At 53.9% G+C, this 11,194-nt stretch carries 11 protein-coding genes and 1 other annotated feature; of the genes, 5 read left to right on the top strand and 6 right to left on the bottom strand.

What is annotated here, in order from left to right:
• Window positions 1-133 precede the first annotated feature (133 nt).
• The 3 genes from clpB to rluD form a co-directional block, all read right to left on the bottom strand.
• Window positions 134-2,707, bottom strand: a complete 2,574-nt coding sequence (gene clpB, locus D5066_RS22190; protein WP_119917236.1) for an ATP-dependent chaperone ClpB — start codon at window positions 2,705-2,707, stop codon at window positions 134-136.
• 129 nt (window positions 2,708-2,836) lie between these two features.
• On the bottom strand, window positions 2,837-3,568 hold the full coding sequence (gene yfiH / locus D5066_RS22185) for a purine nucleoside phosphorylase YfiH (RefSeq protein ID WP_119917235.1): 732 nt from the start codon (window positions 3,566-3,568) through the stop codon (window positions 2,837-2,839).
• Window positions 3,565-4,545, bottom strand: a complete 981-nt coding sequence (rluD, locus tag D5066_RS22180; RefSeq protein WP_080330260.1) for a 23S rRNA pseudouridine(1911/1915/1917) synthase RluD — start codon at window positions 4,543-4,545, stop codon at window positions 3,565-3,567. Before rluD ends, yfiH begins: the two co-directional genes overlap by 4 nt.
• A gap of 131 nt (window positions 4,546-4,676) precedes the next feature.
• On the opposite strand from rluD, the gene bamD reads away from it, so the two are divergent.
• From bamD to pheA, 4 genes are all read left to right on the top strand, one after another.
• A complete protein-coding gene (gene bamD, locus D5066_RS22175) occupies window positions 4,677-5,414 on the top strand; it encodes an outer membrane protein assembly factor BamD (protein WP_119917234.1) in 738 nt (245 codons plus the stop codon).
• Window positions 5,415-5,683: 269 nt separating this feature from the next.
• Window positions 5,684-6,025, top strand: coding sequence for a ribosome-associated translation inhibitor RaiA (raiA, locus tag D5066_RS22165; RefSeq protein WP_008502470.1), 342 nt, complete (start codon window positions 5,684-5,686; stop codon window positions 6,023-6,025).
• A 110-nt stretch (window positions 6,026-6,135) separates the two neighbouring features.
• Window positions 6,136-6,261: a sequence feature (Phe leader region), on the top strand.
• Complete coding sequence (gene pheL / locus D5066_RS22160; protein WP_100249759.1) at window positions 6,137-6,184, top strand: pheA operon leader peptide PheL; 48 nt, start codon at window positions 6,137-6,139, stop codon at window positions 6,182-6,184. (Overlaps the previous feature by 48 nt.)
• A gap of 30 nt (window positions 6,262-6,291) precedes the next feature.
• Complete coding sequence (gene pheA, locus D5066_RS22155; protein ID WP_119917233.1) at window positions 6,292-7,452, top strand: bifunctional chorismate mutase/prephenate dehydratase; 1,161 nt, start codon at window positions 6,292-6,294, stop codon at window positions 7,450-7,452.
• On the opposite strand, the gene D5066_RS22150 is transcribed toward pheA, so the two are convergent.
• From D5066_RS22150 to aroF, 3 genes are read right to left on the bottom strand one after another with little or no spacing between them, the layout of a single operon-like run.
• A complete protein-coding gene (locus D5066_RS22150; RefSeq protein WP_119917232.1) occupies window positions 7,449-8,321 on the bottom strand; it encodes an SMP-30/gluconolactonase/LRE family protein in 873 nt (290 codons plus the stop codon). The genes pheA and D5066_RS22150 overlap by 4 nt on opposite strands.
• 60 nt (window positions 8,322-8,381) lie before the next feature.
• Window positions 8,382-9,503, bottom strand: coding sequence for a bifunctional chorismate mutase/prephenate dehydrogenase (tyrA, locus tag D5066_RS22145; protein WP_080330257.1), 1,122 nt, complete (start codon window positions 9,501-9,503; stop codon window positions 8,382-8,384).
• A 10-nt stretch (window positions 9,504-9,513) separates the two neighbouring features.
• Window positions 9,514-10,584, bottom strand: coding sequence for a 3-deoxy-7-phosphoheptulonate synthase AroF (gene aroF / locus D5066_RS22140; RefSeq protein WP_119917231.1), 1,071 nt, complete (start codon window positions 10,582-10,584; stop codon window positions 9,514-9,516).
• 214 nt (window positions 10,585-10,798) lie between these two features.
• Between aroF and D5066_RS22135 the strand changes: the two genes are divergently transcribed.
• Window positions 10,799-11,173, top strand: coding sequence for a DUF2799 domain-containing protein (locus tag D5066_RS22135; RefSeq protein ID WP_080330256.1), 375 nt, complete (start codon window positions 10,799-10,801; stop codon window positions 11,171-11,173).
• The last annotated feature ends 21 nt before the right edge of the window (window positions 11,174-11,194 follow it).

The following is an 11,194-nucleotide window of genomic DNA, read 5'->3' as shown; positions in this document are numbered from 1 at the left end:
GAGGCTGCAAGAATAAAGTGAAAATTATTTACTGACTGCTCACTTTCCAGGCAAATCACATCCCAGACCTCAATTCTCGCCTGGTTTTTAAACAAAAACGAGCCGCAAGCGGCTCGTTTTTGCGTTTTGTGACTTACTGCACTGCCACAATGCGATCGTCGTTGGCTTCCAGACGGATAACTTTGCCTGGGATCAGCTCTCCTGAAAGAATCTGCTGCGCCAGCGGGTTCTCGATCTGCTGCTGGATAGCACGTTTTAATGGACGCGCACCGTATACCGGATCGTAACCATTCGCGCTCAGCAGCTTCAGCGCCTCGTCGGAGATGTGAATTTCATATCCACGCTCTTCCAGACGTTTGTACAGACGCTGCAGCTGGATCTGCGCAATCGACGCAATGTGTTTCTCACCCAGAGGATGGAAGACTACTACTTCATCTATACGGTTAATGAACTCCGGACGGAAGTTATGGCTCACCACACCGAGCACCAGATCCTTCATATGACCGTAATCCAGTTCACCGAAGCGTTCCTGAATCAAATCGGAACCCAGGTTCGAGGTCATGATGACAACCGTATTACGGAAGTCGACCGTTCTCCCCTGCCCGTCGGTCAGACGACCATCATCCAGTACCTGAAGCAGGATGTTGAACACATCAGGGTGCGCTTTTTCCACCTCATCCAGCAGAATGACGGAATAAGGACGACGGCGCACCGCTTCCGTCAGGTAACCGCCTTCTTCATAACCGACATATCCCGGAGGCGCACCGACCAGACGCGAGACGGAGTGTTTCTCCATAAACTCGGACATATCGATACGCACCATCGCATCGTCGCTGTCGAACATAAAGTTAGCCAGCGCTTTACACAGCTCTGTTTTACCGACGCCGGTTGGCCCCAGGAACAGGAACGAACCAATCGGGCGATTAGGATCGGAAAGCCCTGCGCGGCTACGACGGATGGCGTTGGAAACTGCTTCAACCGCTTCGTTCTGGCCAATAACGCGATTATGCAGATCCTGCTCCATGCGCAGAAGTTTTTCACGTTCGCCTTCCAGCATGCGTGCCACTGGAATACCGGTCCAGCGCGCCAGCACTTCAGCAATTTCGGCATCCGTCACTTTATTACGTAACAAACGCATCGTTTTGCCTTCGGACTGCGTCGCAATCTCAAGCTGTTTCTCCAGCTCAGGGATTTTGCCGTACTGCAGTTCAGACATCCGCGCCAGATCGCCGACACGGCGAGCCTGCTCAATAGCAATTTTTGCCTGTTCGAGTTCAGCTTTAATAGTCTGAGTACCGGAAAGGGAAGCTTTCTCCGCTTTCCACTCTTCTTCCAGCTCAGAATACTGGCGCTCTTTATCGTCCAGTTCTTCATTGAGCATATCCAGGCGTTTCTTACTCGCCTCATCAGACTCTTTCTTCAGCGCCTGCTGTTCCAGCTTGAGCTGAATGATGCGTCGGTCGAGTCGGTCCAGCTCTTCCGGCTTCGAGTCAATCTGCATGCGGATACTGGACGCGGCTTCATCGATAAGGTCGATGGCTTTATCCGGCAGCTGACGGTCAGCGATATAACGATGCGAAAGCGTCGCCGCGGCAACGATGGCCGGGTCAGTAATCTGCACGTGGTGGTGCAGCTCATAGCGCTCTTTCAGACCACGCAGGATCGCGATGGTATCTTCAACGCTTGGCTCGGCAACAAACACTTTCTGGAAACGGCGTTCCAGAGCGGCATCTTTTTCAATGTACTGGCGGTACTCATCCAGTGTAGTGGCACCGACACAGTGAAGCTCACCGCGCGCCAGCGCAGGTTTCAGCATGTTCCCGGCATCCATCGCGCCGTCCGCTTTACCGGCTCCTACCATGGTGTGCAGTTCGTCGATAAACAGAATGACGTTGCCTTCCTGTTTCGCCAGATCGTTCAGCACGCCTTTCAGACGCTCTTCGAACTCACCGCGGTATTTCGCACCGGCCACCAGCGCGCCCATGTCCAGGGCCAGCACACGGCGGCCTTTCAGGCCTTCAGGCACTTCACCGTTCACGATTCGCTGCGCCAGCCCTTCAACGATGGCGGTTTTACCGACACCCGGTTCACCAATCAGTACCGGGTTATTCTTGGTACGACGCTGCAGTACCTGAATCGTACGGCGGATCTCTTCGTCACGGCCGATAACCGGGTCAAGCTTGCCCTGTTCGGCACGCTCGGTCAGATCGACCGTAAATTTCTTCAAAGCCTGACGTTGGTCTTCGGCTCCCTGATCGTTCACGCTTTCACCTCCGCGCATTTTCTCAATCGCCTGAGTCACATTTGCGGTGGTTGCACCGGCAGATTTCAGCAGGTCGGTCAAGGTACCGCGTGATTCAAGCGCCGCCAGAACAAACAGTTCTGACGAAATAAAATTGTCCCCACGTTTTTGCGCCAGCTTGTCGCAAAGGTTCAACACGCGTACCAGATCCTGCGACGGCTGCACGTCGCCGCCGGTACCTTCTACCTGCGGTAAACGGCTCAGCGCCTGATCGATAGCGGTGCGTAACTGGCCAGCATTAATGCCAGCGGACGTTAATAAAGGACGTACCGATCCCCCTTCCTGATTCAGCAAGGCGCTCATTAAATGAAGAGGTTCGATAAATTGGTTGTCGTGCCCCAGTGCGAGGGACTGGGCATCGGCGAGAGCAAGCTGGAATTTATTAGTAAGACGATCCAGACGCATAACTCCTCCCATAACAGGTCAAATTTGCTACTGGAGATTAAATGAGGTCATCCCTCAATTATTCAAGGTTAATGACCTGAATTATGTGAAAAGAAAACGGCACGTGCCGGATCGTCTTGATTCTTTAGGTTATATCAGCCAAATGAAACTTGCCATACGCCCCGTCGTCTTGTCGCGGCGATAAGAGAAAAAATCACCCTTTTCGGTGAAGGTACAGCGATCTCCGCCGAAGATCTGGGTCACGCCAGCATTATTCAGGCGCTGGCGGGCAAGCTGATAAATATCGGCCAGATATTTATCTCCCGAAGGCAGGAAAGCTTCCACTGCTTGCGGATCTTTTTCCATGAATGCTTCGCGAACCTCCGGCCCCACTTCAAAAGCGCGAGGGCCAATGGCCGGGCCAAGCCAGGCCATGATATTGGCTGGCTCATCGTTAAAACAGGAGATAGTTTCTTCGAGCACGCCTTCACACAGGCCACGCCAGCCCGCGTGCGCTGCTGCCACCTCCGTACCGGCACGGTTACAAAACAGCACCGGCAGACAATCGGCGGTCATCACCGCACAAACCGTTCCCGGCGTATTACTGTACGAGGCATCAGCGCGTTTAGAAGCATAGGGCTCCCCCGTCAACTTCAGCACCGCGTTACCGTGAACCTGTTCCAGCCAGACCGGTTTCGACGGCAGGTTCCCCGCAGCAAACAGACGCTTACGGTTTTCTTCAACGTGTTCCAGGTTGTCGCCACAGTGCGCACCGAGGTTCAAAGACGCCCACGCGTCCTGGCTTACGCCACCGATACGGGTTGAACTGCAGGCGGCCACGCCTTCAGGCAGTGGCCACGCCGGGACAATCAGTTTGGTCATAACCAGTCCACTTGATCCTTATGTTCTTCGAAATCAGCACGCATAGCGTCAATAAGTTCCACCATATCCTGCGGGATAGGCGCATGCCATTCCATCTGAATGCCTGTAATCGGATGATAAAGACGCAGCATGGTCGCGTGCAGCGCCTGACGATCGAATTTACGCAGTACGCTGATGAACTCGTCTGACGCGCCTTTTGGCGGACGCGGACGACCGCCGTACACCTGATCCCCCACCAGCGGATGGGTAATGTGTGCCATATGTACGCGGATCTGGTGAGTACGGCCGGTTTCCAGGCGCAGGCGCAGGCGCGTGTGAATACGGAAGTGCTCCATAATGCGATAGTGCGTCACCGCTGGTTTACCCATCGGATGCACCGACATATGGGTGCGTTTCGTCGGGTGACGGCTGATTGGCTCTTCTACCGTGCCGCCAGCTGTCATGTGCCCAATCGCCACCGCTTCATATTCGCGAGTGATTTCACGCAGCTGCAGCGATTCCACCAGACGGGTCTGCGCAGGCACGGTCTTCGCCACCACCATCAACCCGGTGGTGTCTTTATCCAGACGGTGCACGATGCCCGCGCGCGGGACATCTGCGATCGGCGGATAATAATGAAGGAGTGCATTAAGCACCGTACCGTCGGGATTTCCCGCCCCCGGATGAACAACCAGGTCGCGCGGCTTGTTGATCACCAGAATGTCATCGTCTTCATAGACGATATCCAGTGGGATATCCTGCGGCTCGAAGCGGATTTCCTCTTCGATTTCAGCATTGATGGCAACAGCTTCCCCACCAAACACTTTCTCTTTTGGTTTGTCCCAGATCTTGCCGTTTACCAGCACGCGCTGGTCAAGGATCCATTCTTTTATGCGTGAACGCGAATAATCAGGGAACAATTCGGCCAAAGCCTGATCTAAGCGTTGACCGAGCTGATTTTCGGAGACTGTTGCGGTGAGTTCTACTCGTTGTGCCATAAACTGCTTCTTTGTTTAACGTTGGGTTTTACGGCTTTGCCGTTTAATATAGTGTGCTATTGTAGCTGGTCTTAATCGGGAGCAGGAACAGAGTTTCTCCCGGACAAACATTTGAGGAAAGTCAAAACGTCATGACGCGCATGAAATATCTGGTGGCAGCGGCCACGTTGAGCCTGGCTTTGGTGGGCTGCTCCGGTTCGAATGAACAGGTCCCTGACAATCCGCCGAATGAAATCTATGCGACTGCACAACAAAAGTTGCAGGACGGTAACTGGAAACAGGCGATAACGCAACTGGAAGCGTTGGATAATCGCTATCCATTTGGTCCGTATTCGCAGCAGGTACAGTTAGATCTTATCTACGCCTACTACAAAAATGCCGACCTGCCGCTGGCTCAGGCAACTATCGATCGTTTCATGCGTCTGAACCCGACTCATCCTAACATCGACTACGTCATGTACATGCGCGGCCTGACCAACATGGCGCTGGACGACAGCGCCCTGCAGGGCTTCTTCGGCGTGGATCGTTCCGACCGTGACCCGCAGCATGCGCGCGACGCCTTCAATGACTTCTCCAAGCTGGTGCGCGGCTATCCAAACAGCCAGTACGTGACTGACGCCACCAAACGTCTGGTGTTCCTGAAAGATCGACTGGCGAAATATGAATACTCCGTCGCGGAATACTACACCCGCCGCGGCGCATGGGTTGCCGTGGTTAACCGCGTAGAAGGTATGCTGCGTGATTACCCGGATACTCAGGCAACGCGTGACAGCCTGAAGCTGATGGAAAATGCTTACCGTCAGATGCAGATGACCGCTCAGGCTGAGAAAGTGGCGAAAATCATCGCCGCCAACAGCAGCAATACCTGATATTGCCTCAATGCAAAACGGCAGCCCGGAGGCTGCCGTTTTTTTTATTCATTTCAGAGCGCCGCTGAAGCGCTTTAGCCTCAACACATCCAGTCAACTATGGCTCCAATTTTTGCCTTCGACAAGGTAAATCTCACCTCTTCCTGTCCTGCCTCACAAAAAAGATTCCCTGACAAAAACCGACAAAATAACGTGATCTAAATCACACATTTTGACATTAGGTCGGGTATGCTGGAATCACCAAGACGGAAAGACAAGAGGTAAAATTTATGACAATGAACATTACCAGTAAACAAATGGAAATTACTCCGGCAATTCGCCAGCACGTCGCAGACCGTCTCGCCAAACTGGATAAATGGCAAACACATTTGATTAATCCACATATCATCCTGTCCAAGGAGCCGCAGGGTTTCATCGCTGACGCAACTATCAATACTCCAAACGGCCATCTGGTCGCCAGCGCAAAACATGAGGATATGTACACCGCTATTAACGATTTGATCAACAAGCTGGAACGGCAGCTCAATAAAGTGCAACACAAAGGCGAAGCCCGTCGCGCCACTACATCGGTGAAAGACGCAAGCTTTGCGGAAGAAGTTGAAGAAGAGTAATCCTTTAAATTGAGTGTACCGCCAACGCGCCTTCGGGCGCGTTTTTTGTTTTTTATTGACAGGGTGAAAACAGTGCGGGTACTTTAACGGTATCAAACACTGGATGACTTTATGAAACTCACGCCGTTCTTCTTCGCATTCTTTTTTACCTTCCCCTGAACGGGAGGCGTTTCGTCGTGTGATAAAGAATGCGAAGACGAACAACAAGGCCTCCCACACCGGGGGGCCTTTTTTATTGATAACGATAAAATGAGACAGGCAACACTATGACACCGGAAAACCCGTTACTGGATCTGCGCGTAAAAATCAGCGCGCTGGACGAGAAATTACTGGCGCTGCTGGCCGAACGCCGCGCACTTGCCGTTGAAGTGGGAAAAGCCAAACTGGACTCCCATCGCCCGGTGCGTGATATCGACCGCGAGCGCGATCTGCTGGAGCGTCTGATCCAGCTCGGCAAAGCGCATCACCTCGATGCCCACTACATCACCCGGTTGTTCCAGCTCATCATTGAAGACTCCGTACTCACTCAGCAAGCGTTACTCCAGCAGCATCTGAACAAAACCAATCCGCACTCTGCGCGTATCGCCTTCCTCGGTCCGAAAGGCTCTTATTCTCACCTGGCCGCACGTCAGTATGCCGCACGCCATTTCGAAGAATTTATTGAGAGCGGCTGCGCGAAGTTTGCTGATATTTTCAATCAGGTAGAAACCGGCCAGGCGGATTACGCCGTGGTGCCGATTGAAAACACCAGCTCCGGCGCGATTAATGACGTCTACGATCTGCTCCAGCACACCAGCCTGTCGCTGGTTGGCGAGCTGACGATCCCTATCGATCACTGCGTGCTGGTCTCCGGCTCCACCGACCTGAGCAAGATCGAAACGGTATACAGCCATCCTCAGCCGTTCCAGCAGTGCAGCCAGTTCCTGAACCGCAATCCGAACTGGAAAATTGAATACACCGAAAGCACCTCGGCGGCGATGGAAAAAGTGGCGCAGGCTAACTCGCCAACCGTCGCTGCGCTCGGCAGCGAAGCGGGCGGCGCGCTGTATGGTTTACAGGTGCTGGAACGCAACCTGGCAAACCAGACGCAAAACATCACCCGCTTCGTGGTGCTGGCCCGCAAGGCAATCAACGTGTCAGACCAGGTGCCGGCGAAAACCACGCTGCTGATGGCGACCGGTCAACAGGCCGGCGCGCTGGTTGAAGCCCTGCTGGTGCTGCGTAACCACAACCTGATCATGACGAAGCTGGAATCACGTCCGATCCACGGTAATCCGTGGGAAGAGATGTTCTATCTTGATATCCAGGCCAACCTGGAGTCTGCCTCCATGCAAAAAGCCCTGCGCGAGCTGGGTGAAATCACCCGTTCTATGAAAGTGCTGGGCTGCTACCCAAGCGAAAACGTCGTCCCGGTCGATCCGATCTAACGTTCGATAAACCGGCTTTTCTTCATCCCTGCCACACTCACCGGCAGGGTGAAGATGGCGCCGGAGAGCGGATACTTCGCCACCTCCTCCGCGTCCATATTTTCCCGCGTGGTGGTAATGAACAGTGTTTTCATATCATCGCCGCCAAAGCAGACCATCGTCGGGCAGCGTACCGGCAGTCGATACTCTTGCAGTTGCTCCCCTTGCGGTGAAAAGCGTGCGATACGCCAGCAGTCAAACAGCGCGCTCCAGTAACAGCCTTCCACATCCATCGCCGCACCATCCGGTATGCCTTCCCCCTCTTTAAACTGATGAAATACCTCACGCTTGCCGGGTTCACCCTGTTCATCAACTGGCGTGCGATAAATAACGCCGTTTGGCGTGTCTGAGGTAAACATCCACTGCTGATCCGGGCTAAACGCTAAGCCGTTATGCCCGTGAATATCACACTGGATCACTTTTGGTGTCAGGTCGTTATCAATACGCATCAGCAGCGCGCCGTTGTAATCCCCCGGCCCCCAGAACGTACCCGCGTAGAACCGCCCCTGATGGTCAGTGCCTCCATCGTTAAACCGGGCCAGCTGCGGGTTAGAGGGGTTATCACACACCTTGCGGCGCAGCAGGCCGTGTTTATCGGTCAGCCAGATACCCGTTCTCATCGCAACGATAAAACCACCCTGCTCGCGCAGCGCGAAACAGCCCACCTCCTCATGGAAAGAGAGCGCGGTATGTTCCGCCGTCGGCAGGTGGTAGCGGTGGATCTCTCCTTCCAGAATATCGGCCCAGTAGAGTGCATTCTCTTCTGCGCTCCACGTCGGGCATTCGGGCAGATGCCCGGTGTAGTTCAACAGCAGCTGCGGTTCGGCCATGACAGTTCCTCAAAATGAAAAAAGCCAGCATTGCTGGCTTTCAGTATATACATCATCGCATTACTGGCGACTGTCATTTGCCTGGCGCAACAGCGTTCGGCTCTCGCTCTGGAAACGCTGCGCATAATCGCCGAACCAGTGCTCGACCTTGCGGAAGCTGTCGATAAACGCCTGCTTGTCTCCGTGTTCCAGCAGCGTAATGGCTTCGCCAAAGCGCTGATAGTAGCGCTTAATCAGCGCCAGGTTGTTTTCGGAAGACATAATAATGTCGGCGTACAGCTGGGGATCCTGAGCAAACAGACGCCCGACCATCGCCAGCTCCAGACGATAGATAGGTGAAGAGAGCGCCAGAAGCTGTTCAAGCTGGACGTTCTCTTCCGCCAGATGCAGGCCGTAGGCAAACGTCGCAAAGTGGCGCAGCGCCTGAATGAACGCCATGTTCTGATCGTGCTCGACCGCGCTAATGCGATGCAGCCGCGCGCCCCAGACCTGAATCTGCTCCAGGAACCACTGGTAGGCTTCCGGCTGACGGCCATCGCAGTAAACCACCACCTGTTTTGCCAGGCTACCGCTGTCAGGGCCAAACATCGGGTGCAGACCCAGCACCGGGCCATTATGCGCAGCCAGCATTGCCTGCAGTGGACCATTTTTGACAGAGGCCAGATCCACCAGGATGCAATCTTTCGGTAAAGGAGGAAGCTTCCCGACGATCTGCTCCGTCACGTGGATCGGCACGCTGACGATAACCATCCCGGCATCTTTCATCAGTTCCGGTGCCTGCGCCCAGTCCTCTTTTTCCAGAATGCGTACCTGATAGCCAGAAAGGGTCAGCATTTTCTCGAACAGGCGCCCCATCTGCCCAGCCCCGCCGACGATCACCACCGGACGCAGGGACGGACAGAGGGTCTTAAAGCCCTTATCGTTTTCGCTGGAATAGGATTCGCGCATCACGCGACGCAGAACATCTTCAATCAAATCCGGTGAAACGCCCAGCGCCTGCGCCTCTTTACGGCGGGAGGCGAGCATAGAGGCTTCGCGCTCCGGGACGTAAATCGGCAGGCCATATTTGCTTTTAACTTCACCGACTTCGGCCACCAGCGCCATGCGGCGCGCCAGCAGATCCAGCAGCGCCTTATCCACTTCATCAATTTGATCGCGCAGTGCGGTCAATTCAGCAACCATAACTAACCTCTTAAGCCAGACGCGTCGCCAGCTGGCCGTTCAAATCTTTGTGGATCTCTCGCAGCAGCGCATCGGTGGTTTCCCAGCTGATGCAGGCATCCGTTACGGAGACGCCGTGCTTCATGGCGCTGCGCGGCTGTTCAGATGACTGATTGCCTTCATGAATATTGCTCTCAATCATCAGTCCGATAATAGAACGGTTGCCGTCTTTGATCTGCGCGACCACGGATTCCGCAACCGCAGGCTGGCGACGGTAATCTTTATTCGAATTACCATGACTGCAATCTACCATCAGTGCCGGGCGCAGTCCCGCCTGCTCCATATCTTTTTCACACTGCGCCACATCCGCCGGGCTGTAGTTTGGCGCTTTCCCGCCGCGCAGAATCACGTGACCGTCCGGGTTACCCTGCGTTTGCAGCAGGCAAACCTGGCCCGCCTGGTTGATACCGACGAAACGGTGCGGCATGGCGGCAGCGCGCATGGCGTTGATCGCCGTCGCCAGGCTGCCATCAGTGCCATTTTTAAAACCAACCGGCATCGACAGGCCAGACGCCATCTCGCGGTGGGTTTGCGACTCCGTGGTACGCGCACCAATCGCGGACCAGCTGAACAGATCGCCCAGGTACTGCGGGCTGTTTGGATCCAGCGCTTCGGTTGCCAGCGGCAGACCCATGCTGACCAGTTCCACCAGCAGGCGACGCGCAATCTTCAGGCCTGCTTCCACATCAAACGAGCCATCCATGTGCGGATCGTTAATCAATCCTTTCCAGCCAACGGTCGTACGGGGCTTCTCAAAATAGACGCGCATTACCAGGTAGAGGCTATCGCTGACCTCCTCCGCTAATGCTTTAAATCGACGGGCGTACTCAATGGCGGTTTCAGGATCGTGAATAGAACAAGGCCCACAGACCACCAGCAGGCGCGGATCGCGGCCAGCGATGATGTCTGAAATGGTCTGGCGTGAGTGCTCAATCTGAGCCTCCTGCGCGACGCTCAGCGGAAATTCTGCTTTCAGTTGATCCGGGGTAATCAAAACCTGTTCGTCAGTGATATGTACGTTGTTCAGCGCGTCTTTTTGCATGATAGCGATCCTGTAAAGCTCGTTTGCGATAGTTGTTTTCCTCAATGAGGTGGAGCAACGATACCATAACAAGTAAAGATTTCAATCCAAAATACGTAAATATTACTTTACACCACTCAATTCAAAGCAAAAATATGCCGCAATAAATGTAAAGTTTAAATTACACAGCAGTTTTCTACCGCCAGGCTATGCTGAAGAAAAAAGGAGAATGGCTATGCGCTCAATTGCTCTCGTGCTGTTGTCGCTGTTTTTATCAGGCTGCCAGATTAATCCTTACACATTCCAGCCCGACTGGACGAGCCCTGACTGGTTCAGTGCGGGTAAAGAAGACGCAATGAATGGTTTGCCGGTTAAAGATAACCAGACCCTGGCCGATAGTTTTAACGACCCCCACGTTGATCGTAGTGAATATCTTCGCGGCTATGCTGATGGTCAGAAGAAAGTGTGTGAAGAAGGTTTTATTCATGCTTGGGGGTTAGCGGGCAAATCTTTTCCCGCCAGCTGTGATACCGTTGAAAATGCAGCGAAAATGCATGATTCATGGCAAAAAGGATTAGATGAAAGCATGCGCTCCAGCAGGCTTAATTAAGCCTGTTTTTATTCGCCATGA

The organism is Enterobacter chuandaensis (assembly GCF_003594915.1).
GTDB classification, from domain to species: Bacteria; Pseudomonadota; Gammaproteobacteria; order Enterobacterales; family Enterobacteriaceae; genus Enterobacter; species Enterobacter chuandaensis.
The sequence above is the reverse complement of the archived record's forward strand: the minus strand, read 5'-3'. Positions and strand labels throughout refer to the sequence as shown.

What these genes read in the sequence shown, in the direction of transcription:
- clpB (WP_119917236.1), bottom strand. Translation starts at nt 2,707, where the DNA reads ATGCGTCTGGATCGTCTTACTAATAAATTCCAGCTTGCTCTCGCCGAT.
- yfiH (WP_119917235.1), bottom strand. Translation starts at nt 3,568, where the DNA reads ATGACCAAACTGATTGTCCCGGCGTGGCCACTGCCTGAAGGCGTGGCC.
- rluD (WP_080330260.1), bottom strand. Translation starts at nt 4,545, where the DNA reads ATGGCACAACGAGTAGAACTCACCGCAACAGTCTCCGAAAATCAGCTC.
- bamD (WP_119917234.1), top strand. Translation starts at nt 4,677, where the DNA reads ATGACGCGCATGAAATATCTGGTGGCAGCGGCCACGTTGAGCCTGGCT.
- raiA (WP_008502470.1), top strand. Translation starts at nt 5,684, where the DNA reads ATGACAATGAACATTACCAGTAAACAAATGGAAATTACTCCGGCAATT.
- pheA (WP_119917233.1), top strand. Translation starts at nt 6,292, where the DNA reads ATGACACCGGAAAACCCGTTACTGGATCTGCGCGTAAAAATCAGCGCG.
- D5066_RS22150 (WP_119917232.1), bottom strand. Translation starts at nt 8,321, where the DNA reads ATGGCCGAACCGCAGCTGCTGTTGAACTACACCGGGCATCTGCCCGAA.
- tyrA (WP_080330257.1), bottom strand. Translation starts at nt 9,503, where the DNA reads ATGGTTGCTGAATTGACCGCACTGCGCGATCAAATTGATGAAGTGGAT.
- aroF (WP_119917231.1), bottom strand. Translation starts at nt 10,584, where the DNA reads ATGCAAAAAGACGCGCTGAACAACGTACATATCACTGACGAACAGGTT.
- D5066_RS22135 (WP_080330256.1), top strand. Translation starts at nt 10,799, where the DNA reads ATGCGCTCAATTGCTCTCGTGCTGTTGTCGCTGTTTTTATCAGGCTGC.